25 protein-coding genes and 1 pseudogene are annotated in these 26,747 nt (G+C 58.5%); 13 read left to right on the top strand and 13 right to left on the bottom strand.

The features are described 5' to 3' along the window. Positions 1 to 91: 91 nt before the first annotated feature. Positions 92 to 1,261, top strand: a complete 1,170-nt coding sequence (locus FW796_RS30325) for a toll/interleukin-1 receptor domain-containing protein (RefSeq protein WP_446440575.1) — start codon at positions 92 to 94, stop codon at positions 1,259 to 1,261. After that, positions 1,258 to 2,076: a hypothetical protein gene (locus FW796_RS30320; protein ID WP_446440574.1), complete on the top strand. Its 819-nt coding sequence runs from the start codon at positions 1,258 to 1,260 to the stop codon at positions 2,074 to 2,076. The genes FW796_RS30325 and FW796_RS30320 overlap by 4 nt, the downstream gene beginning before the upstream one ends. A gap of 439 nt (positions 2,077 to 2,515) precedes the next feature. On the opposite strand, the gene FW796_RS30315 is transcribed toward FW796_RS30320, so the two are convergent. Then, positions 2,516 to 4,165: a reverse transcriptase domain-containing protein gene (locus FW796_RS30315; RefSeq protein WP_446440573.1), complete on the bottom strand. Its 1,650-nt coding sequence runs from the start codon at positions 4,163 to 4,165 to the stop codon at positions 2,516 to 2,518. Between the two features lie 985 nt (positions 4,166 to 5,150). Between FW796_RS30315 and FW796_RS30310 the strand changes: the two genes are divergently transcribed. Both FW796_RS30310 and FW796_RS30305 read left to right on the top strand, forming a co-directional pair. Beyond that, the gene (locus FW796_RS30310; RefSeq protein WP_072451466.1) at positions 5,151 to 5,432 is read left to right on the top strand and encodes a hypothetical protein; all 282 of its coding nucleotides are present in this window, start codon (positions 5,151 to 5,153) and stop codon (positions 5,430 to 5,432) included. 574 nt (positions 5,433 to 6,006) lie between these two features. Further along, positions 6,007 to 6,408 carry a type II toxin-antitoxin system HicB family antitoxin gene (locus FW796_RS30305; protein ID WP_015634980.1) on the top strand — a complete coding sequence of 134 codons (402 nt, stop codon included), beginning with the start codon at positions 6,007 to 6,009 and terminating at the stop codon, positions 6,406 to 6,408. A gap of 156 nt (positions 6,409 to 6,564) precedes the next feature. Here the strand turns inward: FW796_RS30305 and pdxR are convergent, their stop codons facing one another. Further along, positions 6,565 to 7,968, bottom strand: a complete 1,404-nt coding sequence (gene pdxR, locus FW796_RS30300; RefSeq protein WP_446440572.1) for a MocR-like pyridoxine biosynthesis transcription factor PdxR — start codon at positions 7,966 to 7,968, stop codon at positions 6,565 to 6,567. 87 nt (positions 7,969 to 8,055) lie between these two features. Between pdxR and FW796_RS30295 the strand changes: the two genes are divergently transcribed. From FW796_RS30295 to FW796_RS30285, 3 genes are read left to right on the top strand one after another with little or no spacing between them, the layout of a single operon-like run. Next, complete coding sequence (locus FW796_RS30295) at positions 8,056 to 8,502, top strand: GNAT family N-acetyltransferase (protein WP_446440571.1); 447 nt, start codon at positions 8,056 to 8,058, stop codon at positions 8,500 to 8,502. Further along, positions 8,499 to 9,119 (top strand): FMN-dependent NADH-azoreductase, encoded by a 621-nt coding sequence (locus FW796_RS30290; protein WP_446440570.1) that lies wholly within the window; start codon positions 8,499 to 8,501, stop codon positions 9,117 to 9,119. Before FW796_RS30295 ends, FW796_RS30290 begins: the two co-directional genes overlap by 4 nt. A gap of 28 nt (positions 9,120 to 9,147) precedes the next feature. Beyond that, positions 9,148 to 9,579: a carboxymuconolactone decarboxylase family protein gene (locus FW796_RS30285; protein ID WP_346631607.1), complete on the top strand. Its 432-nt coding sequence runs from the start codon at positions 9,148 to 9,150 to the stop codon at positions 9,577 to 9,579. A 629-nt stretch (positions 9,580 to 10,208) separates the two neighbouring features. On the opposite strand, the gene FW796_RS30280 is transcribed toward FW796_RS30285, so the two are convergent. Both FW796_RS30280 and FW796_RS30275 read right to left on the bottom strand, forming a co-directional pair. After that, a complete protein-coding gene (locus FW796_RS30280; RefSeq protein ID WP_346631608.1) occupies positions 10,209 to 10,763 on the bottom strand; it encodes a hypothetical protein in 555 nt (184 codons plus the stop codon). Between the two features lie 241 nt (positions 10,764 to 11,004). Next, positions 11,005 to 11,433 carry a MarR family winged helix-turn-helix transcriptional regulator gene (locus FW796_RS30275; RefSeq protein WP_346631609.1) on the bottom strand — a complete coding sequence of 143 codons (429 nt, stop codon included), beginning with the start codon at positions 11,431 to 11,433 and terminating at the stop codon, positions 11,005 to 11,007. A gap of 132 nt (positions 11,434 to 11,565) precedes the next feature. Between FW796_RS30275 and FW796_RS30270 the strand changes: the two genes are divergently transcribed. Continuing rightward, positions 11,566 to 11,934, top strand: coding sequence for an antibiotic biosynthesis monooxygenase family protein (locus FW796_RS30270; RefSeq protein WP_446440569.1), 369 nt, complete (start codon positions 11,566 to 11,568; stop codon positions 11,932 to 11,934). A 31-nt stretch (positions 11,935 to 11,965) separates the two neighbouring features. Further along, on the top strand, positions 11,966 to 12,424 hold the full coding sequence (locus FW796_RS30265; protein ID WP_446440568.1) for a hypothetical protein: 459 nt from the start codon (positions 11,966 to 11,968) through the stop codon (positions 12,422 to 12,424). A gap of 460 nt (positions 12,425 to 12,884) precedes the next feature. On the opposite strand, the gene FW796_RS30260 is transcribed toward FW796_RS30265, so the two are convergent. Next, positions 12,885 to 13,673, bottom strand: a complete 789-nt coding sequence (locus FW796_RS30260) for a methyl-accepting chemotaxis protein (protein WP_446440587.1) — start codon at positions 13,671 to 13,673, stop codon at positions 12,885 to 12,887. A gap of 66 nt (positions 13,674 to 13,739) precedes the next feature. Then, a pseudogene (locus FW796_RS30255) lies at positions 13,740 to 14,495 on the bottom strand (MCP four helix bundle domain-containing protein); the annotation flags it as partial. Between the two features lie 533 nt (positions 14,496 to 15,028). Between FW796_RS30255 and FW796_RS30250 the strand changes: the two are divergent. After that, positions 15,029 to 15,385, top strand: a complete 357-nt coding sequence (locus tag FW796_RS30250; protein WP_346631613.1) for a DUF6572 domain-containing protein — start codon at positions 15,029 to 15,031, stop codon at positions 15,383 to 15,385. 125 nt (positions 15,386 to 15,510) lie between these two features. Here the strand turns inward: FW796_RS30250 and FW796_RS30245 are convergent, their stop codons facing one another. The 4 genes from FW796_RS30245 to FW796_RS30230 all read right to left on the bottom strand — a co-directional run bounded on the left by FW796_RS30245 (position 15,511) and on the right by FW796_RS30230 (position 22,013). Beyond that, a complete protein-coding gene (locus tag FW796_RS30245) occupies positions 15,511 to 17,880 on the bottom strand; it encodes a penicillin-binding protein 1A (RefSeq protein ID WP_446440567.1) in 2,370 nt (789 codons plus the stop codon). Positions 17,881 to 17,996: 116 nt separating this feature from the next. After that, the gene (gene mrdA / locus FW796_RS30240; RefSeq protein WP_446440566.1) at positions 17,997 to 19,907 is read right to left on the bottom strand and encodes a penicillin-binding protein 2; all 1,911 of its coding nucleotides are present in this window, start codon (positions 19,905 to 19,907) and stop codon (positions 17,997 to 17,999) included. 23 nt (positions 19,908 to 19,930) lie between these two features. Beyond that, complete coding sequence (locus FW796_RS30235) at positions 19,931 to 21,628, bottom strand: peptidoglycan D,D-transpeptidase FtsI family protein (RefSeq protein ID WP_346631616.1); 1,698 nt, start codon at positions 21,626 to 21,628, stop codon at positions 19,931 to 19,933. An 82-nt stretch (positions 21,629 to 21,710) separates the two neighbouring features. Further along, positions 21,711 to 22,013, bottom strand: a complete 303-nt coding sequence (locus FW796_RS30230; RefSeq protein WP_346631617.1) for a peptidoglycan-binding domain-containing protein — start codon at positions 22,011 to 22,013, stop codon at positions 21,711 to 21,713. Between the two features lie 193 nt (positions 22,014 to 22,206). On the opposite strand from FW796_RS30230, the gene FW796_RS30225 reads away from it, so the two are divergent. Next, positions 22,207 to 23,118 carry a LysR family transcriptional regulator gene (locus tag FW796_RS30225; RefSeq protein ID WP_346631618.1) on the top strand — a complete coding sequence of 304 codons (912 nt, stop codon included), beginning with the start codon at positions 22,207 to 22,209 and terminating at the stop codon, positions 23,116 to 23,118. Positions 23,119 to 23,247: 129 nt separating this feature from the next. On the opposite strand, the gene FW796_RS30220 is transcribed toward FW796_RS30225, so the two are convergent. After that, on the bottom strand, positions 23,248 to 24,117 hold the full coding sequence (locus FW796_RS30220; RefSeq protein WP_346631619.1) for an AraC family transcriptional regulator: 870 nt from the start codon (positions 24,115 to 24,117) through the stop codon (positions 23,248 to 23,250). 370 nt (positions 24,118 to 24,487) lie between these two features. Between FW796_RS30220 and FW796_RS30215 the strand changes: the two genes are divergently transcribed. Both FW796_RS30215 and FW796_RS30210 read left to right on the top strand, forming a co-directional pair. Further along, positions 24,488 to 24,991, top strand: coding sequence for an SPOR domain-containing protein (locus FW796_RS30215; protein WP_446440565.1), 504 nt, complete (start codon positions 24,488 to 24,490; stop codon positions 24,989 to 24,991). 38 nt (positions 24,992 to 25,029) lie between these two features. Continuing rightward, positions 25,030 to 25,386, top strand: coding sequence for a DUF6572 domain-containing protein (locus FW796_RS30210; protein WP_346631621.1), 357 nt, complete (start codon positions 25,030 to 25,032; stop codon positions 25,384 to 25,386). A gap of 22 nt (positions 25,387 to 25,408) precedes the next feature. Here FW796_RS30210 and FW796_RS30205 read toward each other — a convergent pair whose 3' ends face one another. Together FW796_RS30205 and FW796_RS30200 are read right to left on the bottom strand one after the other, a co-directional pair. Then, positions 25,409 to 25,663, bottom strand: a complete 255-nt coding sequence (locus tag FW796_RS30205; protein ID WP_346631622.1) for an Imm32 family immunity protein — start codon at positions 25,661 to 25,663, stop codon at positions 25,409 to 25,411. A 145-nt stretch (positions 25,664 to 25,808) separates the two neighbouring features. Further along, positions 25,809 to 26,693: a LysR family transcriptional regulator gene (locus FW796_RS30200; protein WP_077933763.1), complete on the bottom strand. Its 885-nt coding sequence runs from the start codon at positions 26,691 to 26,693 to the stop codon at positions 25,809 to 25,811. Positions 26,694 to 26,747 lie beyond the last annotated feature (54 nt).

Below are 26,747 nucleotides of genomic sequence, written 5' to 3'. Positions count from 1 at the left end.
TACTGAGGCTCGGGAAGCCTTCATATCATAGGCAATATGACAAATGATCGTAATTCTGCATAACGAGGCATGCAAGGATGTTGCCCAGAGCATGCAAACTGATCTCGTTGACACCTTTCAAGACCACGTATCTGTAGCACTTGCATTGGACTCTAAATCCAATGTTTGGCCGGGCGAAGTGGAATGGAATGATATGTTGATTGTCCTCTACGATGGGACTTCACTCCCGAGCGAGGCGAATGAGTATGTCAAAACATTTTTGGCTAAGCGGCCCGATACAGCATTGATTCTCCCTGTCGCCGTCGATGACAGGTTTCCTGTACCGCCCGGAGCAGCCTCTGCTTATAAAGCGCTGCCCTTTAACAACGACTCGCTCGGAACCGAAGGCCGACTGATACGTCGCGCCGGCGCCATGCTGGGCCTCCGTCTCCAAGGCCGTAATACAAAGGTTTTCATCTCATATCGAGCCATCGATGGATCACAAATCGCTGAGCAGATCTATGAGCACCTCCTAGCGCTAGGACACAAGCCATGGCGTGATGAGGCTAAGGAACTGGATGGCAATACCAAAATTCTTCCAGGCGAACCCGTTCAACAAGAAATTGAAAGCGCCCTCGCCGATGCGAGCTTGGTGCTGCTCGTCGATACGCCAGAGTCCTACAACTCGAAGTGGATCAAAGAGGAAATCAACACCGCTGATGGCATGTTGATTCCCATCCTTCCGGTGGTGTTCAGGCTGCAAGGGGATAAGAAGAAAGGGCCCCGATTCCGGACGTTGTTGCATCTACAGCGCTGGGTCGAAATGACCTTTGCAGACGCGCCAATGAAAACAACTCTATCAGTTTCAGATTTGGAAAAAATCACATCAGAAATCGAAACCTATCTCTGCGATATTTTCATAAGAAAATGTCGCATCCCCTTCCTCGTCGAGAAATGTTTTAGGGATGCAGGATACGACTGGCAAGCATTGAATCGCGCACTGCTTATGTTCAAGTCACGTCAGGAGTTTTCCTCTCGACTGAATCGAATAGTCCACAGTCATTGCTCCATATTTGATCAGATTTATGATCCTGCCCGTGCACGCTTCAAGAGTTTCCTACAGACACAACCGCATGCCCACCACGCTCTCTTCGTATATGACGGTGATCTTAGGCCCGAGGATGATCTTAAAGAATACTTCGATGACGAAATGATCGTTCTACATCACCAGGAGCTATCTGCACTCTTGGCTTCACATTTCACGAAACTGGGGGGCGCATGAGCGAAACCGAGCTGCACAACACAAAAATTGACGTGTCACTGGAAGGTTTGGAAGTCAGCCTTTCCGGAGCCATTCCAGAACGCGAAAAGTGGACTGAGCGAGCAATGGATCGAGGAATTCTCGAGTTCGTAGCGCTCTTCAGCGGTTTGGTTTTTAAGTACGGGGGCAGAGTCATTCACGGTAGCCACCCAAGTTTCACGCCCATTATATTGAGGCAAGCTAGGTTGCACTCGACTAGGACCAACAGGCCACCAGTGACATTGGTAATGTCAGACCTGTGGTATGCCGATTACTCGGCCGACGAGATCCAATCAATGACTGACGTTGCGGAATTAATTGTGACCAAAAAAATAGGTAACGGCACGGATACTCATGCACAAACTAGAAATGATAGTTTGACGGCAATGCGCAAGGTACTCATTGCCGCTCAGAATATGATGGTTGCAGTTGGTGGGAAGATGCACGAAAAGGATGGAGCCAACCCTGGTGTGGCCGAAGAGATGGCGCTCGCTGAGAAGCGAAGAATTCCTCGATATCTGATCGGGGGGCTCGGGGGTTACTCACAAAAACTGGCGGCAGAGCTGACACCCACATCCCTGAACAATGAGCTATCAATGAAAGAAAACATAGAGCTCTTCAGCACCAATGACGTTGCCGCCTGCGTCAATATCGTTTTTGAGAACCTATGTAAACACTACTGGACCAATAAGCTCATGCAGTTATCATCCATAAATCTCTCGAACGTTCAAGAACTTATTCACACAACTATCCCACAGAGGAAAAAAGTAACGCGCCATCGCCGACCATCACTTTAAGTTAAAAATAAAAGCCCCCATCTAGAGCTACATAAACCAACAAGAAACTTCGAAGAGGCAATACTGTGAGGACATATTTTATATTAAAAACAAATTAATTGTTTTGTCTTTCATCAGTGCGAAACTTCCGCTCAGGAACGAAAGCCAACTTTAGCAGCCTATCGCTTTCGTTCCCCCCTCATAATGCTCCTGTAGCAACCGCAGACTTTAACCCCCCAGCAACAAATACAACATAAAAACCTCTTCAAAATAATTTTTCCGGCCATTAAAAACTAAAGAGAATTAACCCAAAACCAAACCTTAAAACGCAAGCACCTGCTAAATAGAAACTAAAATCACCCCCCATTAAACCAAATACTCACCACAACACCCCTGCAACACCAAATAACACAAAAGACATTACAACCAATATTTAAAAAATTAAAAACAAATCAAAAACTCAAGCCGCATATTTTTGCTTTAGAGCTTTTACACAAGTCAGAACATCTGAAAAGCTCAAAAAAGCGCTATGATCCACATAGATATCATCAACACTTTCCGCATCATTATTTCCTTTAATGACCATCCCTATTAGAGATCCGCCTTCATCCAATACCGCCCCCCCACTATTTCCAGCATAAAGCTCTTTGTCGATATACCCGTAGAGACTAGACGAAACTCTAACTTGATTTACGAGCAAGGCCTTATTAATCCAAACACTTTTAGCATCATGCTTATATTTGGGAAAGCCAAGAATCGTTAGTACCTGGCCGAGACTTAAACTTACAGCCTCATCCTTATAGTGAAACTCTTCAAATGCTTCAGGAGCATCTTTAACTTTAAGTATGGCGACATCTACATGTGAATCAGGGGAAATATGACAAACTATCGCTTCGTATTTTATATTTTCTCCTGCTCGAAAAACCTCTACAGTTTTAGCAGAGCCTATTACGTGCGCGCAGGTAACGAGTAAATTATCAGAAATCATGAAGCCAGAGCCCTGAGATATTTCCTCGTTATTTTCAATTACCCAGCAACGGCGATTAACCCAACTGCAGAATTTGGCACTAATCACTCCATTCTCTCTACTTGACAATGGTGCCTTTCGACCAATGCTCAACTGATTAAATCTAAGAGCAACACGTTTATAAACAACTGATTCAAAGCCAACAACATTTTTCATATGAAGTATTCGACCAAATACAACATTTTCTATCTTGGCTTTCGATTCAGGATTTTCTTTGATGAAACGCGCTTGCGCAGATGCTAGTCCAAAGCTCTCAATTGAGTGAATCATTGCGCAGGTTTTTCTGACAAAGGCTCTAGGAACGTTTATTTTTTTATTTACAACAAGACCCGTAACTAATTGGCACTCAAATCTATCTTGCAATCGAGTTTTAGATTCATTTATGGAGAATTTATTTTTTCCGATTATCCTACTTAGAACATCTCCCGCGTTGGAAAAATAATTTCCTGCATCAACTCTAAAAGACACTATTGAATCGTTTACATAATCCTTCGGAGCGTAAAACGAAAATGTAATATCATCTGCATATCTAGAGTAGTCAGCCCTACTCAATCTCGCCAACTTTCTTAACTGACGATCTAGTGAACGGCATATCATATTAGAGAGGACAGGAGAGGTTGGTGCGCCTTGAGGTAAACATCCATCAACAGTACATAAGTGCGCTATTACTGACGCTACGTCCCCACTCAAACTATAAGGTTTAGAGATTAGAAGCCCGTATACTCTAGGAAATGTGATAGTTTCGAAAAAATCATTTAAATCTATATTGAATACGTATTTTTTTCTGGTGTGATTTCTTGCATTTGTAACTATAGACTTTTTTTCGACGAACCCGTGAGCGCACGAATGCGGAACAAAAATCTCTTGCAGCAAAACTGATAACTTCTTCTGAAGGTTTTTAAGCTGAGACTTTGGAGCCTTGATAGTCCTAGCGCCGCCGTTTTTTTTCGGAACTTCAAAAGACTCATAATAACTTTTCTTGCTACGATCTAACTCGTAGTAAAAATAAGCAATCTTTTTATAGTTTGTATCTAAAGCACATGCAAGATCCTGAGCACTTCGACATTCTTTAAGCTTAGACAAAACAAGCCCCGCCCTTAGTTTACTTTACCGTTTAACGCTAATTTAATTGTGACAACTTTGAGTAATCGCAGACACAATTGCATGTAACATTATTGACTTAGGTCGCATTTTAACAACCCTATTTTAACTAAGGGCGGGTGGCAAATCCTAACACAGGGCAGCGTGCCATCACAAGCATCCAATAAAGCTGAGCGAACTCATATAGAGTTCGCTCGAGAGCCATGCAACCATGAATCTACAAAATATTAAAGTATCGATGGCGATTACGGGCGCTGCTGTACCATGTAAGCAAGAATCAAACCCAACACATGAGAAACTCAGACATATACTTTTCTACCGAGGAAATAGAAGCCAACTTTCAAGCTAACCACTAAACTGAATTAGAGATGCTAATCGTGCGCTACCGGCCAAACCAGATCCCTCATAAACCGCTATGAACACAAGATAAATTCAGCTCTCTGGGCTATATAATCATTAACACCACTGGAAGTAATGCGCCTCGACCTATAGTAGCCACAAATTTAATGCTACGCCGAAAATCATTAGACAATCAAATATATTGGCTATCAATACACCAATAATCTTTCACAAATCCCAGAACTTTTTTTGTAACTTCGAGCACAAGACACTCAACTCTATATGGCTAGGCGTGGATACCTTGCACTATCGCGACTACAACTCCGACACACCAACTCAAGGATCCCCTCCAATCCACAGTTGCATCGCTTTAGCTCCCCCCCTATAGTTCGCCCTCGCGGCAAAATCCGCGAACGACCTTGGCCGGTCGAATTACAACGACGCATCAGCGTCCAAAACACCATTGCAGACGCTTTTTTTGTGCCTGCGATTCTGTGTTATGGCGGCTGTGTGCGGGACACCTTCGGGTGTGCCGGTGTCGTTGTAACCGGTCGGCCAACCCTCGCACAGCTGCCACCCTCAATTTGCTTGGCCGCAAACGGTGGAAGCTCTACAACGAGTAACGACCATGGACGATCAATCGATTTCCCGCTTCTCCCCCGTCGACACCCACGACGCCAACCAAGCCGTTTTCTACCTCGACACCCAAGCATCCCTGAGCGATCTGGCCAGCAGTGCGGCCCATCGCTTCACCGTGGTGCGGGACCTGATGGACACGCTGTCCACGCTTAACCTGAAAGACATTGCCGACTGCGATCTGACGCGGGTCACCCGAGGGGTGCATCTGCTCACCCGGGAGGGTTGCGCGGTGCTGGAGGTGATCCAGTGGCGAACAGCGCAAGAGTCCTGAACGCCATTGAACTCAACAAGCGCGTAAAACGCGCTTGGCTTTGCTTTGGCTTTTGATCTGGCTTTGGCTTTGGCTTTGGCTTTTGATCTGGCTTTGGCTTTGGCTTTGGCTTTGGCTTTTGATCTTCCTGCCCCCTTAACCACGATGGCCGAACGCAGGCATTGAGCCGTGGGTAACCCGGCAGGACGCCGGGTTAGCCGCCCCAGGCCATTGATGGCCTGGGGCGGCGGCCCACGGATCAATGCCGGAGTTCGGGCATGCCGAGCCTAGGCGAGGCACCGAGTGGAGGGGCAGGAGCCCTTTGCTTACTTTGGGCTGGGCCGGCATTCCGGCTTTTCCAAAGTGACTCGCTGTAAGAGCGAAACCATAAGTGGCCGTAACCGCAGCAACGGATATGTACACAAAACCGTATGCAGCCAGGTGAAAATCATCGGCAGGTTTGGCGAGGACTGCGTCCTCGTGCGCAGCCTCGCTGCGCTCGACAGCGGCTACAGCTTTCGACGGTCAGGGCCATCAGAAAACTGGCTGAACTGATCTAGCTCCCACCACCTTCGCACCTATTGAGGAGATCCCCGTGCAATATCCCATCTGCATCGAATGGGGCGACGAACACACCGCCACCGGCATCCAGATTCCTGATATTCCCGGCGCAGTCACCGCCGGCGACAGCTTCGAGAGCGCCTACAGCGCGGCCATCGAGATTGCCCACGTCATGCTCGAAGAGCTGGCCCGAGCGGGGCACGCCATTCCCCTGCCCTCTCCCACCCGCAAGCACCGCGCCAACCCCGATTTCGAGGGCATGGGCTGGGGCATGCTGGATATCGATATCGCGCCTTATCTGGGCAAGACCGAGAAGGTCAACGTGACCCTGCCGGGTTATGTCATCCAGCAAATCGACCGCTTTGTTCGCGAGCACAACATCAAGAGCCGGTCGTCTTTCCTGGCCGATGCCGCGCTGGAAAAGCTCGGGCGCTGAAAGCGGCTGCAGAGGGCAGGCCGAGCGATGTGAGGGCGGTTGTGGTTGCTGCGCAACCCAGCGGGAGCAAGCTCCCTTGCCACAGGGGGTGTGGCCGGCCAAATGGTGGGGGCTGCCATAGGAAAGACTCCAGCCTCAGCGGCCACAGCCCCCTCCTCACCCAATGACCCGAGCCAACCGTAACGCCACGTTCAACGCCTGCTCCACACTGCCCACATTGGTAAACCCCATCACCAACCCCTGCCTACTCCCGTCCCCCAGATACCACTGCGACAGCGGCTCCACCGCAATCCCCACCTCCCGAGCCCGCTGGGCAATCTGCACATCGTCCCCCTCCCCCAGCCCGGCCACCACATGCATGCCCCCGGCCTGCGGGTCTATCTGCAAACGCCCACCCAACGCCTGGTGCAAAGCCTCCACCAGCCACTGCCGCCGACGCGCATACAGGCCCCGCATTTTGTTCAGATGCCGGGCAAAGTGCCCCTCGTTGAGAAAGGCCGCGACGGTCGCCTGCAGCAGGTGCGGGCAGTGGTTGTGCAAACGATCGGCCTGGCGGGCGAACGCTGGGGTCTGTTCGGCGGGCACCACCAGGTAGGCCAGGCGCAGCCCCGGAAACAGGACTTTGCTGAAGGTGCCGGTGTAGAGCACTCGGCCCTGCTGGTCGAGGCTCTTGAGGGCCGGCAAGGGCTTGCCCTGGTAGCGGTATTCGCTGTCGTAATCGTCCTCGATGATCCAACTGCCTTGACGGTTGGCCCAGTCCAGCAGGGCCAGGCGCCGCGGCAGGGACAGCGACACCCCCAGCGGGCTCTGGTGGGTCGGGGTGACCACGGCAAAGCCGGCCTCTGGCGCGCGGGCGATGCCTTGGGCGACGTCCAGGCCTTGATCGTCCACGGGCACCGGCACCAGCTGCGCGCCGGCTTCCAGCAGTGCGTTCCTGGCCATGAAGTAGCCGGGCTCCTCCAGCCAGCAGGTAGCGCCTGGGCGCATCAGCGTGTGGCTGATCAGGTCGAGGCAGGCGCGGTAGCCGGCGCAGACGAAAATCTGCTCCGGATGGCAGGTGATGCCCCGGGAAATCCCCAGGTAGGAGGCAATGGCCGCCCGCAACGGGGCGTAGCCGCGCGCGTCCGGGTAGACCAGGCCTTCGACACCCGCCTGGCGCAGTTGCCGGCCCGCCAAGCGGGTCCAGAGCTTGCGCGGAAAGGCATCCAGCGCTGGCAGGCCCATTTGCAGTGCCAAGGGCGAGGTGCCGGCATGGGTGGCTTGGTGGGTCGTTGCAGCCACTGGGGCACGCTGTGCGGGCGCGCAAATCGGCGCCAGTTGCGGGGTGACAATGGTCCCGGCGGCCCCGCGAGCAATCAGGTAGCCCTCGCCTATCAGCAGCTGGTAAGCCGCTTCCACGGTGCCCCGCGCCAGGTTGAGCTCCGCGGCCAAGGCGCGAACCGCCGGCACTCGGTCCCCCGGACGCAGACGGCCATCGGCGATGGACTCACGAAACCGCTGGTAAAGCTGGCGATAGATCGGCGCCGTCTGGCTGCGGTCCAATTCGAAAGGAAGGATCATGGCCTAGTCATTTATGCATTTTTTGGCCCTGTAGCTTAAGCCATCGACCTTTTAAAGTGGGTCATCTCTTTTCAGCGGATGACGGACATGCCCTACACCCTTCAACACCTCGATAACGAGGCGGCCCTAGCGGCCAGTTTCGACTTGATGCGTGTCTTGCGCCCGCACCTCACCAGCCCGGCGGCCTATGTCGCCCAAGTGGCCCGGCAAACCGAGCAGGGCTACCGCTTGCTCGCCGCGTGGGACGCAGAGCGCATCGTCGGCCTGGCGGGTTACCGCGAGCTGGAAAACCTGCTCTACGGGCGTTTCATCTACGTCGATGACTTGGTGGTGAGCCCAGACCTCCAGCGCAGCGGCTTGGGAGCGCGGCTGTTGAGCGCCGTGCGGGATGAGGCCGTACAGCGTCAATGCGAGCACTTTGTCCTGGATACCGGCCTGCATATGCCCTTGGCCCAGCGCTTCTATTTCCGCCAGGGGTTGCTGGCTCGGGGCGTGCACTTCACCCAGCGACTTCAGGGTGGGGAGCCGGTATGAACACTGTTCTGTTGATCAACGCCAGCCCCCATGGCCAGGTTTCCCAGGGGCATCGGCTGGCACTGGAGCTGGTGAGCTCCCTGCGCCAACGCTATCCGCAGCTTGAACTGGTCGAGCGTGATCTGGGGGCGCAGCCGTTGCCACCGCTGGGCCTGGACTACGCCCACGCCCTGACCACCCCCACGCCTTTCTACGCGCCACTGTTCGACGTGTCCGAAGGGCTGATTCGTGAGTTGGAGCGCTGCGATGTGCTGCTGATTGCCACGCCCATGCACAACTTCACCCTACCGGCGGCGCTCAAGCTGTGGATCGACTACGTGCTGCGCATTCACCGCACCTTCAGCTCCGGCCCGGAGGGCAAGGTCGGCCTGCTCAAGGACCGCCCGGTGCATGTGCTGGTGAGTTCCGGCGGCTTTCACCAGGGCCCGCGGGCACGCCAACCGGACTTTCTCACGCCTTACCTGCGCCAGGTGCTGAACACCCTTGGCCTGTTCGACCTGCAGTTCACCTATCTGCAGGGCTTGGTGTTCGGTGACGAAGCGGTGCGTGCAACCCTCGACGAGGCCCGCAGCGCACTGTCCTTGCAGCCCCTGTTCAACCCCCTCGTTTGTGCCTGATCACTTTTTTCCATATCGGAGTTTCACCATGAGCCAACTCAGACTGCCCTTTGCCACTTTGTCGCCGGCCGCCTATCAAGGCCTGCTCGCCACCAACACCGCCCTGGCCGCGAGCCCCCTGGGCCTGCCCTTGCTGGAACTGGTGTATTTGCGTGTGTCGCAGATCAACGGCTGCTCGTTCTGCCTGGGCAAGCACTCACAGACCCTGCGCGAATGTGGAGTAGCGCAAGACAAACTGGATTGCCTCGCCGGCTGGCGCGTCAGCGAACTGTTCAACGACCGCGAGCGCGCCGCCCTGGCCTGGACCGAAACCCTCACCTACGTCCACGACAAGGGCGCGCCGGACGCGCTGTACGAACCGCTGAAAGCGCACTTTAGCGAGGTTGAAATTTCCGACCTGACCTTGGCCGTGTCCTTGATGAACGCCTTTAACCGGCTGGCGGTGGGCATGAAGCTCTGAGAGTGAGGTCGCCGTTGACGGTGTTGGCTTTGCTTTGGACTTTGGCTCTTGATCTTCCTGCCCCTTCAGAAGGTCAAGCGCAGGTATTACGCAGGCGTCAGCCAGGGCGATGGATGGCTTGCGGGCCAATTCGCCGGCAAGCCGGCTCCTACGAAAGCGCGTACAACGCGCTTGGGCTTTTGATCTTGATCTTGATCTTGCTTTTGATCTTTCTGCCCCTTCAGGAGGCCGAGCGCAGGCGTTGCGTAGGGGGCAGCTCGGCATGGATGCCGAGCTAGCCGCGACAGGCCATGGATGGCCTGTGGCGGCGGGCCCCCGGAGCAATGCCGGAGCGAGGGAACGCCGAGCCTAGGCGAGGCGCCGGATGCGGGGGCAGGAGCGTTTTGCTTACTTTTGTCTGGGCCGGCATTCCGGATGTTCAAAAGTGAGTCGCTGTAAGAGCGAAACCGCCAGCCGCCGCACCCGCAGCAACGGATATGTAAACCAGCCGCCCCCAACTGCACTCGGTAAGAAGGTGCCTGCGCGTCATCGTTGGCGAGCTTCGCTGGCAAGCCAGCTCCTACAGGGGATCGGTTGCAGGTGGGCGATATCAGGTCGGTCGTGGGGTCGCCGTTTGGCACCCCCTCTCTTTATCCGAGGAAAGCTCCGGTGGCGCCGGCATCGGCCAATGCAAACAGCAGTTCCTCCAGCGCTTCCGCTGGAACCGACCCCAAGTCAACCTTGAACCTGTACCCCTCCTCGGTTGCTTCCGGGTCCGACACAAAATGCACCACCCCTTGCAGCCCTTCTTCGGTCGACGGGTTCTGGTCTTCGCCGTCAAACCATTCAAAGAACCACGTGCGAATCACCTCGCAAGCCTGTTCCAGGCTCAACCCCCGCACCTCCAGCGGTAACCAGTCCCAGCCAAAGGGCGAGATGCCCACCGCCATCTGCTCAATCGCAAAGCGCACCGGCTCAAAGGCCAGCTCGGACTCGGAATCAACCTGCACCGGCTCGCCAGCCGAAGCCCCCTCGCCCGCAATCACATCCACCCGGCAAGGCGTGGCCATGGTTCCTTCAACCGCCAGCGAACCATCGCTGTTGCGGTAGGCCGGCTCAACATGCGGGGCGCCTTCTGCGGCGATACGCGCCAGGGTCTCGACATAGGGTTTACGGATGGCGACAAGCAGTTCGCTGACGGTCATGGATCTGATGACTTCCTTGGCATGGGCCCGTCGATGGATATGCCTTCGACGGAGAGAGAGGGGACTGAAAATCCGCCGCAATAGTGCAATGGGCGGCAATGGCACGTCCATGAGAAACCGAGGGGGCTTTCCTGGACGATGTGGCGATGGAAAAGCTCGGGCGCTAAGCACAGGTTCAACCGGGGAACAGGGCCAATGCAGAACGCTGCAGGTTGGAGGGTCGTCTTCAGGCCGGCCCGGCTCATTCGCCCTGGTCTTGCTCAAGCCGGTTGCGCAGTTGGTTCAGCACACGGTGGGTCGTCTGGATCTCATCGACTTCCAACCCCTGGGCAAGCTCGTTGATCCAGGGTGCTTGCAGCTTCAACGCCTGATCGAATGCCGCCTTTCCCGCCTCCGTCAGCAGCACCAGTTGCGCCCGGCGGTGGTGCGGGTTCGGCTGAAACTCCAGCAGGCCATCCTTCACCAGATCGTTGACGATCCGCTGAACGTTCTGCCGATTGGCGCCCATGTCACGGGCAATCCATGAGACGGGCTGCGCCCGATCAGCAGCGACGATCGTGCCAAGCAGCTGCCAGCGGGCACTGGTGAGACCTATCTCAGCCACCAGGCGATCGCCTGCGGTGAGCATCCGCGCACTGGCTCGAAAGAGCTCGAGGACCAGATCGGTCATGGCGCGTCCAGCGGGGGTGTGGTTTGGTTTTTTCATGCCGCGAACTTTTCCACATTGACACCATGATGTCAATCGAGCTAGTTTTCACCCATCGCACCACATTGTCATCATGTTTACATTCTGGAGACCATCATGCTGTCCATCCGCCCGCTTGATCCCGTGGTTCCCCTTCACCAGCAACTCCAGTGCAGCGAATCGCCGGTGGTGCTGGTCAACCTGTTCACCGTCGACCAGGACGATATCCCCGACCTGCTGCATGCCTGGGAGCTGGATGCCAACTGGATGAAACAGCGTGCCGGTTACATTTCCACGCAGCTCCACCAGGCCATCGGTGGCAGCTGCATGTTCCTGAACTACGCCGTATGGGAATCGGTGGAGTGCTTCCGCGAAGCCTTCAGTCACCCGGACTTCGCCAACGCCCTGGGCCGTTACCCCTCAAGTGTCTTGGCCATGCCCCATCTGTTCACCAAGGTAGCCGTGCCAAACATCTGCACGGCTTGAACACAGCCCCATTGACTGACGGGAAGCCCCCATGCTCAAACGACTCCACCTCACCGCCAGCCTGCTGGCCCTGCTGTGCATCGCCACGTTCTTTGTCTCGACCCTGCTGGTGGAAAGCATGGGAACCCTGCATGCGATCGCTCAACTCAAGCAACTGATCGTCAGCCCCGGGCTCTGGGTGCTGATTCCGGCAATGGCAGTGGCGGGAGCCAGCGGCATGGGGCTGAGCCGGGCCCGACAGGGACGCCTGATCGCCTCAAAGAAAAAACGCATGCCCTTCATTGCCGCCAACGGCCTGTTGGTGCTCGTGCCCTGCGCAATTGTGCTCAACCAGTGGGCGTCGGCAGGCAGCTTCGACACGGGTTTTTACCTGGTGCAGATCATCGAACTGATCGCCGGGGCCACCAACCTCACATTGATGGGGTTGAACGTGCGTGATGGTTTGCGGCTTAGCGGTCGGTTGCAGAGGGCCATGCCTCAGGGCCGGTAGGCCATGCGTTGCCTGGACCGACGCCTTCGCTGGCAAGCCAGCTCCTACAGAAATGCACCCACCCTTAGCTTCAGGCCGGCCGCAAGGCCGCCGTCGCGCTCTTGATTTTGATCTTGATCTGAGCGCCCCGTTAACCACGATGGCCGAACGCAGGCATTGAGCCGTGGGTAACCCGGCAGGGATGCCGGGTTAGCCGCCATCAGGCCATGGATGGCCTGTGGCGGCGGCCCACGGATCAATGCCGGAGTGAGGGCATGCCGAGCCTAGGCGAGGCACCAAGTGGAGGGGCAAGAGCCTTTGGTTACTTTGGGCTCTTTCCAAAGTGACTCGCTGTAAGAGCGAAACCATAAGCCGCCACACCCGCAGCAACGGATATGCCCCCCGCGCCCTCATTAACGAGCTCCGCTGGCAAGCCAGCTCCAACAGAGGAACCAGACCACCGTAAGACAAAAAACCAAACTCAAACCTTGAACCGCGCCACCAACCGATTCAGCTCAATCGCCAGATTGGCCATCTCCCCACAAGCACTGGCCGTCTGACTGGCCCCCGCCGAACTCTGAATCGACAACTCACGAATACTGGTCAGGTTCTGATCCGCCTCACGCGCCACCTGCGCCTGCTCTTCCGAGGCCGTGGCAATCAGCAGATTGCGCTCATTGATCTGGGTGATCGCCTGAGCAATCTGCTTGAGCGACACATCAGCGTTCTGCGCCACCGAAATCGAGCTGTTGGCCATCTCCGCGCTGACGTTCATGGCACTCACCGCCTGGGTCGAATCGGCCTGGATCGCGGTGATCATCTGCTCGATTTCCTGGGTCGACTGCTGGGTGCGGTGCGCCAGGGCCCGCACTTCATCGGCCACCACCGCAAAGCCCCGGCCCTGCTCACCGGCGCGGGCGGCTTCAATGGCGGCGTTGAGCGCCAGCAGGTTGGTCTGCTCGGCAATCGCGCGAATCACTTCCACCACTTTGCTGATGTCCTGGGCCCGGCTGGACAGGGCCTTGACCTGTTCGCCGGTGCTGGCCACGTTGCCGGCCAGACCTTCGATGGCTTTCAGGGTCTGGGCCACGTTTTCGATGCCGGAACGGGTGAATTCCATGGACTCGCGGGACGACTGGGCAGCCGCTTCGGCATTGCGTGCCACCTCGTCCACCGCCGCACTCATTTCGGTCACCGCGGTGGCCGCCTGGCTGACTTCGTCGTTCTGGCGCACCAGCCCGCGGCTGGCGTCTTCGGTCACTGCGGTCATTTCTTCCGAGGCCGAGGCCAGTTGGGTCGAGGAATCGGCAATGTGGGCGATGGTTTCCCGCAGGTTGCTCTGCATCTTCGCCAGGGCGGCCAGCAGGCGACCGGCTTCATCCCGGCCATTGACCCCGATCTCCCGGGACAGGTCGCTGCCGGCAATGCGCTCGGCCACGGCCAGGGCATCGCCGATGGGCGCGGTGATGCTGCGGGTCAGTACGGTGGCCAACACCACGGTGAGCACCACCGTCACCCCCATCAATACCAGCACCAGCGTCAGGCCGCCGCTGTAGACCGAGGCAGCAGTGATCCCCGCCTGCTTCGCGCCCTCGTCATTGAAGTCCGAGAGCTTGTCCATCTTCTCCTGCATGGCGTTGGTCATAGGGCTGATGCGGGTGTTGATCAAGGTGATGGCCGCGGCATTGTCGCCACTGCGCAACAGCGGCTCCAGCTCGTCCACCAGCTTGAAGTAGGCCTGCACATCGGTCGCTACAGCCTGGTACAGCTCACGCTCCGCCGGCCCGGTAATCAGGGGTTCGTACTGGCTGATGGTGTTCTGCAGGGTGGATCGATAACCGCTCAACGAGGCGATGCGGGTCTGGCGCTGCTGTTCGTCGGTGGTCACGGTGATGCGGATGCTTTCCAGACGCAGGCGCAAGACGCCGGTTTTCATCTTGCCGATCTCGCGGATACTGGCCATCCAGTTGGTCTCGACATCCTGCTCCGCGTCTCGCAGCTTGCCCATTTGCAGCACCGCGACAATGCCCAGGGCGAACACCACCAGGACAATGAGCGAGAAAAAGGCGGCAGACCTTGGTGCAAGATTCATTGTCCTGACGTTCATTTTTTATCTCTCTAATAGAATGGTTGGTACTTCCCTGCTGTCATTCCACGCTATCGACTGAGTGTCAGAGAGCTGTAAACAAGCCGACGACTGGATGAGCGGCCCACCCGGCACGGCAACGTCGATACTCACTCGGGTCAATCCAGGCCTGTCGGGATCGCAGGCCCCACTCCGTCCTCCTGCGCCCCTGCCTCCCCTTGGCGGGTGAGCATCAGTCCAGTCGAATAACGCGGCCCGCGCCGTCTCGACTCTTCTGGGCAGTGGCACCTGGAGCCCGGCGTCTATCCACCGGGGGCCTAACAAGCCATAGCAGATAATGGCATTTTGTCACTACCGTCGATCCGACCGCTCTTGAAAACCGCTCGCCGCCGCTCGAGCAGGTTGCGCCTGAACGGGGCAAGACCCGGCAGCCCACCCTGGCCTTGCCCACGTGCCAGAACTGCGACCACCAACTGCCCACTGAAGAAACCAACCGCTACGGCCTATAATGCCGCCCCCCACGTTCTGAAGGATCAGCAATGTCCATCACCCATCCAAAAGTCATCGATATCTGGGCAATCCCCAAATCCGCGCCCGACAGCCTGCTGTTGATCATCGTCGACCCTCTCGAATGGGGTGACGAAGCGGCACACAACGAACACCTGCTCCTGCTGCAAGAGAAGATCAACACCTACATCAGCTTTATCGAAAGTGACGAGATCTACAGCGAAATTCCCGATGCCTGCGGCAAGCACCTGATTATCCGGGTACTGGGTTTGCATGAACTGCCAGAGCAAGTCGATTGGTTTTTCAAACGCATTGCCGAGATCCTCAACGAGCGCAGCATTGGCTTCGATTTCGAGCTCAAAGTGAACGAAGAGGCTCCCAGCCCGTAGCTCGCCCCCTGCGCGCGACCCGATTGAGCAGCGCGCAGGAATACCTTCAGTGCAACGGGTGTTAGAAAATCTGCGGCCATAACGGCTACTGAGTCGCTTCTCGCCACCCGGGTATTGCCCGGCATCTAGAACAGTTCCTGCATCGTGCGCTGCATCTCTGCGGAGCCGTTGAGAGATGAATCCCCTCCCTCGCCCACGGGCACAGTCGGCACGTTGTCACTCCTGAACACCTCCATCGCCGTACCCGGCGCCTGCGCGCTGGCGGCGCTGCCGTCTTCCAGGTTAATGCGGCGGGTCACGATGCCATCCGGCTCCGGCTGAGAATAAGGCGCCGTGCCCTCAAGCGCCGCCGTCATGAACTCCATCCAGATCGGCAGTGCGATGGTCACGCCCCACTCCCGTCGCCCCAGGCTCTGCGGTTGGTCAAAGCCGGCCCAGACGCTGGTGACGTTGTGGCCGTTGTAACCGGTGAACCAGGAGTCCTTGGCCTCGTTGGTGGTGCCGGTCTTGCCGCCGATGTCCGGGCGATGCATGGCCGCGGCGGCGCGGCCGGTGCCATGCTGGACCACGTCCTGCAGCAGGCTGGTGAGCAGGTAGGTGGTGCGGCTGTCGACGATCTGTTCCGCCGGTATCTCGGGGGCCGGCTGCTGCGGGGTGGGCGCCGCTGGCGGGCGGGCCTGGAACAGGACCGCGCCCTTGCGGTCTTCGATCCGTTCGATGAAGTACGGGCTGATCTTGTAGCCGCCGTTGGCGAAGGCGCTCCAGCCCGCGACCACTTCCATGGGCGTGACCGAAGCGGTGCCCAGGGCCAGGGACAGGTTGTGGGGCAGGTCCTCGCGGTTGAAGCCAAAGCGCACGATGTAGTCGATGGTCTTGTCCACCCCCATGGCTTGCAGCAGGCGGATGGAGACCATGTTGCGTGAACGGTTGAGGGCTTCGCGCAGGCGAATCGGCCCCAGGAAGGTGCGGTTCTCATTTTGCGGGCGCCACACCGGGCCGGCGTCGCCGCCGCCCACGACAATGGGTGCATCGTTGACCAGGGTCGCCGGGGTGTAGCCGCTGTCCAGCGCCGCGCAGTAGATGAAGGGCTTGAAGCTCGACCCGGGTTGACGCTTGGCCTGCAACACGCGGTTGAAGCTGCTTTGCTGAAAATCAAAGCCCCCCACCAGTGCCTGGATCGCCCCGTCTTCCGGGGCGATCGACACCAGCGCGCCCTGGGCCCTGGGCACCTGGCTGAAGCTCAGCAGCGGCTCGTTTTGCCGGTCGACGCGCACCACATCCCCGACCTTGACCACATCGGCCGGCCGCGCCGGCACGCGCCCCAGGGCACTGTGGCCCAGGTAGGGGCGCGCCCATTTCATGCTGCTCCAGGGCACGGAGTGTTGCTGGCCGCTGGCGTCCACCAGGCTGATGCTCTGTTCGAAGACCTGGGTCACCGCCATCGCCTGCAAGCCGCCATAGGCCGGATAACGCTTGAGCTGCTCGGGCCATCGATCGCTGACCTTGCCGGCAAAATGGCCTTCGGGGCCGTGGTAGCCGTGGCGCTTGTCGTAGGTCTTCAAGCCGTTGCGCAACGCCGCGGTGGCCGACGCCTGCAATTGGCTGGGCACCGTGGTCACCACCCGCAAGCCCCGGGTATAGGCCTCATCGCCAAAGCGCCGGAGCATGTCCGCCCTGGCCATTTCGGCGATATAGGGTGCATCGATCTCGGGCTCCGGGGCGTGGTAGCGAGCGTCCACCCCTTCTGCCAACGCGGCCTGATAGCGCTCCCGATCAATGCTGCCCAGTTCGTACATGCGCCCCAGGATCCAGTCGCGACGCTGCTGGGCCCGGGCCGGGTTATTGATCGGGTTGTAGCGCGATGGCGCCTTGGGCAGCCCGGCAATCATCGCCACCTGCGCCAGGCTCAGCTGCGATACCGGCTTGCCGTAATAGACGTTGGCCGCCGCCGCGATACCGTAGGCGCGCTTGCCCAGGTAGATCTTGTTGACATACAGGTTGAAGATTTCTTCCTTGCTCAGGCTGCGCTCGATCTGCAGGGCCAGGAGGATCTCGGTCAGCTTGCGCGACAGGGTTCGCTCGCGGCTGAGGAAGAAGTTCTTCGCCACTTGCATAGTGATGGTGCTGCCCCCGGAGCGCACGTGGCCGCTCTTGAGCAGTTGCAGCGCGGCCCGCAGCAGGCCGACCGGATCGACACCGGCATGCTGATAGAAGTTGCCATCTTCGGCGGCCATCAAGGCCGAGCGAAAGTCGGGGGGAATGTCCGCGCTGGCAAGGGGTATGCGCCGCACTTCGCCGAACTCGGCAATCAGCTTGCCATCCCGGGTGAAGACCTGCAGCGGCTCCTGCAGGTGCACGTCCCTGAGGGCTTCGACATCGGGCAGTTGGGGTTGCAGGTAAAGGTAGGTGCCGCTGGCGACGAGCAGCAGCACGCTGATCAGCGCCAGCAGGCTCCAGCCCAGATAGTGTATGACTCGCACCCGTAGTTTCCTCATTGAGCGTTTTTGAATTCGAACGCGGCGGGCCCTGAAGCCCTGGCCGGTGTCTTGCGCGCTACAGGCTGCGGCCTCGTGCCTGCCGCGTTAGCCCCACCTGGAGAACGCCTGCGCGCCTAACTGGCATTCACCGTCAGCGGGCTGGGGTTGGTTTCCAGGGCCGCCGGTGCAGCGAACTGCGCTTTCAGCTGGCCACGGCTATCCAGCAGCCAGGCATCCATGACCTTGCGTACCACCGGGCCGGCGACCCGGGCTCCGGCCTCGCCGTTCTCGATCATCACCGCCACCACGATGGCCGGCCGCTCGGCCGGGGCGAAGCCGACGAACAGGGCGTTGTCCCGATGGCGTTCATGGGTCTTGTTGCGGTTGTAGCGTTCGCCCTGCTTGATCGCCACCACCTGCGCCGTGCCGCTCTTGCCGGCAATGTGGTACTGCACCCCTCGGGCGGCGGCTCGGCCTACGCCACGGGGGTTGTGCATGACCATTTGCATGCCCTGGATCACCTGATCCCAGGTTCGTGCCTGTTTCAGCACGATGTTGGGCATGGGCTTGGGGTCCACCGGCGCCTGGCTACCCACCGCCAGCGCCAGGTGCGGCCGGTGCCAGACGCCGCGGTTGGCGATCAGGCTGGTGGCCTGGGCCAGTTGCAGGGGCGTGACCTGCATGTAGCCCTGGCCGATGCCCAGAATCAGGGTTTCCCCGGGGTACCACGGTTGCCGGCGAGTAGCGCGTTTCCATTCCGGGGACGGCATCAATCCCGCTGCCTCTTCGAACATGTCGATCGAAACCTTTTGCCCCAGGCCGAATTCGCTGAGGTAGCTGTGCAGCCTTGCGACCCCCAGCTTGTGCGCCAGGTCATAGAAGTAGGTGTCATTGGAACGCATGATCGCGTCGTACATGTCCACCCAGCCTTCGCCGCCACGGTTCCAGTTGCGGTACTTGTGCTTGTAGTTGGGCAGCTCGAAGTAACCCCGGTCGAACACCTGGCTGGTGGGGGTAATCACGCCACTGTCCAGGCCTGCCACCACCACCATGGGCTTGATGGTTGAACCGGGCGGGTAAAGCCCGCGCAGCACCCGGTTGAACAGCGGCATGTCATCGGAATCGCGCAAGGCGGCGTAGCCTGGCGCAGAGATGCCCTTGACGAAGGGGTTGGGGTCGAAGCTCGGCCGGCTGACCATCGCCAGCACCTGCCCCGTGGCCGGGTCCAGGGCCACCACCGCGCCCCGGCGGTCCCCCAGCGCTTCCTCGGCGGCACCTTGCAGCCCGGCATCGAGGGTCAGCACGATGTCCTGCCCGGCAACCGGGTTGTGGCGGCGCAACACCCGCATCACCCGGCCCTGGGCATTGGTCTCGACCTCCTCAAAGCCCATCTGGCCATGCAGGGCGTCTTCATAGAAGCGCTCGATCCCGGTCTTGCCGATCAGTTGGCTGCGCAGATAACGGGCCGGGTCGAGGCGCTTGTACTCCTGCTCGTTGATCCGCCCGACATAGCCCACCGAGTGGGCAAAATGCTCGCCCTGGGGGTACTGCCTGAGAAACTGCGCCTGGACCTCGACACCGGGCAACAAAAACTGATTGACCGCCACCTGTGCGATCTGTTTTTCCGTCAGATCCAGCATCAGCGTCACGGGCTCGAAGGCTCTTCTGGCGCGGCGCAGTTCTTTCTCCACCCTGCTGCGCTCGGCTTCGGGCAATTGCAGAATTCGCACCAGGTGGCCGATGACGGCAGCGACATCCCCGGCGCGTTCACGGGTCAGGGTCAAGTTGAAACTGGGTACGTTGTCGGCCAGAACCACGTTATTGCGGTCATAGATAAGCCCCCGCTCTGGCGGGATGAGCCTTATGTGCACGCGGTTCTTTTCTGCAACGGCAACTTGGTAGTCATGTTGCGTCACTTGCAGAAAATAAAGCCTGACTACCAGTGCCGTGGTCAGCAGAACCACCAGCACGGCACTTGCCATTATTCGTTTAGTGACGATGGCATCTTCTGTTTGCGGGTCATTGAAGTGACTGATTTCCGGCATGGGCAACTCTGGCTGCATAGGCTTCAAATACCATCGGGAGCCACGTTAGTGAGGCGCAGAGTCTCCGACATGATCTTGCTGAATAACGGCGCGGATACCAGCCCGCCAAAAAAGCCGTGGTGCCTGGGGTTGTCCACCACGACCACGATCACGAACCTGGGGTTTGCCGCTGGAGCGAACCCGGCAAACATGGCGCGGTAGGATCGGGCCAGATAGCCCTTGGCCCCCGGGCTGGTTTTTCTGGCCGTACCGCTTTTTCCACCGACGTGATAACCAGGAACCTTGGCGCGATAGATGCCCCTGGGGCCTTCAACCACCTGCACCAGCATGTCTTTCACGGTGTTGGCGACGCTGGCCGGGATCGCCTGCACGCCCTTGGGCGCGGCAGACACCCGCAGCAGCGACGTGGGCACCCGGACACCGCCGTTGACCAGGGTGGCGTAAGCCCTGGCCAGCTGTACCGCGGTGACGGACACCCCATAGCCGTAAGCCAGCGTCGCCGTTTCGGTGGGCCGCCACTCCCGGCGCATGGGCAGCACCCCGGTCTGTTCACCGGGAAAACCTATGCCCGTTTCCTGGCCCAGGCCCACTCGGTGCAGCAGGTCATAAATCCGTTCACCGCCGATATCGAAGGCCACCTGGCTGATGGCGACGTTGCTCGAACGCACCAGGATGCCGGTCAGGTCCAGCGTTTCGCCCGCCGTCCTGGACGCATCGCGAATGGTGTATTTGCCGATCTGCAAGGTGCCGGTTGCCACATGCACCCGATCCCCGGGCTTCCAGCGCCCACTTTCCAGTGCGGCGGCCACCGAGAACGGCTTCATGGTTGAGGCCGGCTCGAATACATCGACCACCCCCCGATTACGCATCATCGACGGCGTCAGCCCGGAGCGATTGTTCGGGTTGTAGCTGGGCTGATTGGCCAGGGCCAGGATCTCGCCGGTGTGCACATCCATGATCACCACGCTGCCCGCATCCGCGCCGTTGCGTGCAATGCCTTGGCGCAACTCTCGATTGGCCACGTATTGCAGGCGCAGATCCACAGACAGCTCAAGCGTCTGCCCGGGCCTGGCCAGGCGTGCAACCCCCAGGTCCTCGATCAAGTGGCCACGCCGATCCTTCAGTACCAGTTGCTTGCCATCGCGCCCGCGCAGCACATTCTCATAAGCCAGTTCGAGCCCTTCGCTGCCGCGGTTGTCGATATCGGTAAAGCCGATGACATGTGCCGCTGTTGCGCCCGCGGGATAGAACCTGCGGGACTCTTGCAGCGTATAAACGCCCGAGGCCTTGAGCGCATGCACCGCCTGCATCATCTGCTCCGCCACCTGGGGAGGAACGCGCCGATGCAGGTAGGCAAACTCTTTCTGCGGGTTGCGCAGAATGATCGAACTCAACCGGCTCTGTGGCACGTCAAGCGCCTGGGCCAGTGCTGCCCAGTTGTCCTGCTCGCTCAGCAACTCCCGAGGGTTGAGCCAGACCGTGGTCACCGGCGTGCTGACGGATAGAGGCTGCCCATGGCGATCGGTGATCAAGCCCCGGTAGGCCGGGATAGCCACAGATCGCAGGCTTCGGGCATCACCCTGTTTGATTAGAAATGCCTTGTCGGCAATTTGCAGTTGAATGATCCGACCGCACACAGTTGCGGCCATCACCCCCACCAGAACAACAGCCAGCCTGAATCGCCACGGATAAGCAGACGCTGGGCTATGGGTTAAAGCCATAAGAATAAAACCACTTTCCAGCCACTAATCTTCGATAGCGAAACAATGACGTTTCCCTGTACCGGCCCTTCAAACAACAAACTTATTCCGATAGCCACAAGGGCGGCCTTATATCCAGCCTTTGCAGGATCTGCGAGTTGATACTGCCGGTTAACGGAAGTTCGCAGTCCATCTGGAACAGAAAGATGGCCTCGGCGGTTTTCTCCCCCGCCACACCATCTATTGTTCCCTGATAATAATTTCGCTCTGCCAGGGCCTGCTGCAATCTACCCACAACGTCTTCTCCCAAAGGGGAACCTGTGGCTGTTTCAGACAAGCAAGCAGACAGTTCAAACGCCCAGGCAAAGAGCAGCATGGCCGTAAGATACTTAATGTGGCGCACCATATTTCAACCTCTGGCTTAAAGCTTTCATTCAACAGCCAAGGCTTATGCCCGCACAGAAAAACTGAACTAACTGGAACTAGCCAAGTATTGGAAACATCGACCGTCGACTCTGTAATTGGAGCCGGTGATTGTTTAGGCAGGTCATTTTATGGCTGGTACAATATAGATCAATGCGCCATTCAAGCTATCTGATATGAAATCAATTGATATCGAAAACACAGACCTGAACCTGCTCAGAGTTTTTGTCGCCCTTGTCGAAGAAGGCGGTGCCAGCCGGGCGGCTATCCGGCTGGGCGTCACCCAGCCGGCAGTCAGTGCTTCCCTTGCGCGTTTGCGCGAGATCTATGGCGACCCATTGTTTGAGCGCACAGGGCGCGGCCTACGCCCGACCATGCGCGCCAACGCGCTGTACCCCCTGGTGGAAGAAGCCATCAACCGCTGCCGGCTGGCCCTGGCCATGGCCGCCGACGGCCAGCAAGTGAAGGGCCGAACCCTGACCATCGGCCTATCCGATGACAGTGAAATCGCCCTGGGGCAGAAGATTCTCTGCATGGTGGAAGAGCGCCTGCCGGGGCTGCGCATCATCTTCCGGCAGACCCACAGCGGCGTCGTGCAAGACATGCTCATGGGCCACAAGATAGACATCGCCCTGTCCGCCGGCGGCTTCTCCTCGCACCTGATCACCCGCATCAGGCTCGGCCGCGGCAACTACCTGGGCATCGCCGACGCCCACAACAGCATTCCACTGACCGCCGAGGACTACGCCCAGCGCCCGCACCTGCTGGTGTCGTCCGCAGGCTATGTGGGCATCGTCGACGAAGGCCTGAACAACGTCGGCCTGACCCGCACGATCAAGGCCTCGACCTCGCACTTCGCCGCCGTGCCCTTCCTCCTGGTGGGCTCGAAGCTGATCACCACCGTGCCCACCCATGCCGCCCGTGCCATGGCCAAGATCAGCACCCTGCAAACCTTCCCCAGCCCTGTGCCCATGCCTTCCTACGAACTGGAAATCGGCATGCGCGTGGGCAGCAAGCACGACAGCGCGCTGCAAATCGTCAAGTCTCTACTGCTGGATTCGATCAAGGAGGACTTCTTCCTGGAGTGAGGGGCAGGCGCTCGACCGATGGTGTCGCCGCCAAAGAACCGAAGCGTTTCAACGTTTCCAAAGGTCGAAATCCTGTACCCCTAGGTCATGCTCAAATCCAGGTCATGAGCAAGGTTTGACCCATCCCCACTACTGCAAGGGCACATAAATATCCGTCAGCCACTGCTCCAGCGGGGTCTGCGGATAAATACTCAAGTATTCAAAGAACAGCGGCTGATCCCGCAGTTCCTCGCCACTGCCCGGCAGCCAATCGCGGTAGATCGGGTAGATGCTTTCACCTATGTGATCCGGCGAGCCCACATGCCGCACCACCGCATAGCGGCCACCGGCAATCTGCATCTCGCCAATACCCGCCTCATTGGCAACCACCGCCTCATGAATCTCGCCGCAGATGGCAAAGCGGAATTCCTGCGGCGGGGTGGTATCGGGGTTGTTGAAGGGAACGCCAAAACTGCGACTCGACGCCACCGGCGACTGCCCACTCTGCATCCGCCAATCGATAAACCTGCGCACGCTTGCATTGACCAGCCCGGCAGGCCCGCAGTGCTCCAGCGCTGCAACCCGGGTGTCGGCAAAGTCCACGATTCGTACCTGCATAATGATGCTCCTGGAAAAATGAGGGATGGCAAATACCGCATTCCAGACCTGCCAGTTCGGCTGCTTCCTGAACGCACTCGGGCTCATGCCGAACGCCCGCCCGAACGCCCTGGAAAAGGCCTCGGGGCTTTCGAAACCGGCGCCGAACGCGGCCTCCAGCACCGAGTAGTCCGCCAGGGACACCAGGCGATGGGCCGCACCGCGCAAGCGCATCAGTTGCACATAACGTGCAACCGGCACGCCGACGAAGGCGGTGAATTGCCGATGAAAGTGAAACTCAGAGAAGTTCGCCACCCGGCTCAACGTCCTCACCGACAGATCGCCTTCAAGGTTCTCATTGATGTAGGCGAGTACCGCGTTGAAGCGTTTGGCATAGGCGGCGTTGATCGACAGGTCAGGCACTGGGCAAAGGCTCCGGGAATGACGGTAGGCAAAGGATCGGCTATCCCGGCAGGCACGCGCCTAGCCGCTCTTGCTCAAGGTGCACCCGGGTGGTTCGTGGCAGCCGCCCGGGAAAAAGCCTTGATTCACCCCGCGCCGTGATTGTCCTCATCATTCGACAGCAAGCCAATGGCCTGGCGCGCCAGCAACACAAAGGCGCTCCTGTTTGATAATGGCAGCTGCTTCAACCGAGCGGCCGATTGACCTCACTGACCGCTACCACACACCAGGCAGCTCGAATGATGGTTTATGGCGTCACCGCCAAAGAACGGATATTTTGCAGCCCCCGTTCAGCGGGAGCATTACTCAAACCTCAACACAAGGAGTTGCAATGGGCATCTCGCTCCCTCTTTGGCTCATTCTCACGGCAATGACCGCTTACGCTGCCAGTACACGTGGGCGCTCGGGGCCAAGATGGTTTGCAATCGGGTTGTTCTTTCCTGGTGTCGCCCTGCTTGCCCTGTGGTTGATGCCCCGGCTGGCAAAGACCGGCGTTGACGCGCTGGTGCATGAAGATCTGCGCCCTTGTCCTGCCTGCGGCCAGGACATCAAGGCCAGCGCCTCACGATGCAAGCGCTGCGGCGACGAAGTGGAGCCTATCGCCTTGAGGGATCGCAGCGGTTGGGTGGCGCGCATCAGCCCGCAAACCGATGAAGACTTTGCGCGCATGGCAGCCCAGATGGGGCTCATCGATATACCCACCATTCTCGATGAGCCACCGCACCTTTTTGCCGGCCCGTTCGAAGAAAAGGCCGAGGCACAGAACACACTCAACTACCTGAAGTCCGAGCATGGCCTGGATGGGCTGGTGACATGGCGCTCAGTGACCCGGTAAATGGAATGCTTGCAAGCCGACCTCGTTAAGGATCAGACGTGTCCATCACCAATCCAAAAGTCATCGATTTCTGGGGAATCTCCAAGGAGGCGCCCAACGACCTGCTACTGGTCATTACCGACCACCTGGAATGGGGGAACAAAGCGGCGCAGGGCGAGCACTTGCTGTTGCTGCAAGAGAAAATCAACGCCTACATCGCCTTCATCGAAAGCGGCGAGATCTACACCGAGATCCCCGGCGCCTATGGCAAGTACCCGATCATTCAAGTCACGGGCTTGTATGAACTGCCCGAGCAAGCCGAGTGCTTCATGGCCCGCGTGACCGAAACCCTGAATGACGTGGGCATTGGCTTTGAGTTCGAACTGCGGGCCGACGAGAGGATTCGCAACATGTAGCCGGGCCGAGCACGGCGCTGCCTCAGGCAGGCTTGATCAGCGCCCGGTTGAGGGCAATTACATCCACATGCTCCTGGTGTGAGAAGTGCTCGATCACGTCTTGCAGGTGCACGTGCTCCAGGCCATCGGCCGCCATGTCAGCTGCAGCCTTGATCAGGAACTCACCCAGCGCCCTGAGCGTATCCGGCTCGGCGAGTATCGAGATCTCATCCAGTTGAACGCTCCTGTCGCTGCCCACAGCGGTGCCATGCACGGTAAATTTTTTCAGCGTTTTCAACGATTGAATGCCTCCATTCACAGGTAGTTTTTTGCATCGGAGCCACAGCCAAGGCTTGGTCGATAGCTGTATAGAAGAGGTTGATCGGCACCCGCTGTTAACCACGAGCGGCGCAAACAGCCTGCTCCACAGTCAGCCGCATCGCTCAGCCCTCTTTCTGCAACCGCACAATCAAGGTCTCGATAAAAAACGCCAGACTTTCCGGCAACACCCGTTTGGGCATGGTCAGCACCTGAATGTCCCGATCGCCCAAGCGCGGGTTGGACAGAGGCACCGACACCAGCCCATCCATCCCCTGCCCTTCGCCACTGATGGCGCTGGCAAAGGCCACCGTATCCGACTGGCGCACAAACTCATGCAGGGCCCCGGAGAAGTTGCAAGTCATCACCTGTTCAAAGCTCAGGCCATCCATCTGGCACACCAGGTCCAGCAGTTGCCGCTGGGTGGTGCCCTTGGGCGTCAAGGCCACGGGAAATGCCTGTACCTGCTCCAACGACAGCACCCCAGCGTTGGCCAGTGGATGCCCCGCACGCATCAAGGCGCGAATCGGCGAGCGGATCGAGTAGCACACATTCACCCCCTCCACCGGTTCGGTGCTGAAGGTCAGCCCGACATCCGCCTCACCCCGGCGAATACGTTGCACACATTCATGGGGTGAAATCACGTCCAGACGGTACTCGGCCCCGGGTCGCAGGCGGTAATGCTCCAGCAGCACCCGCGGCAGGAAGTACCGCGACAGCCCCTCGGTGGACACCAGGCGGATCACCTTGGCCCCCGGATACCCCTCGCCCCGCAGCTCGGCGAGGATGTTCTCCTGCTCCAGCCAGGTGCGCCGGGCGTGTTCGGCCAAGGCTTCGCCGGCGGCGGTGAGTTGCATGCCCCGCGGGCGCCGCTCGAACAGCGCAACGCCGACGCTCTCCTCCAGCAGGGCAATCTGCCGGCTCACCGCGCTGGGGGCGATATGCAAACGCTCCCCCGCCGCCGCCAGGGAGCCGGCATCGATCACCGCCAGAAAATACCGATAGTCCATGTGCACCCCCTTGCAAGGCATCCAATTTTTAGAATCATGCCTTCAAAAAACAGC

It is taken from the genome of Pseudomonas sp. 910_21, from assembly GCF_052850735.1.
The sequence above is the reverse complement of the archived record's forward strand: the minus strand, read 5'-3'. Positions and strand labels throughout refer to the sequence as shown.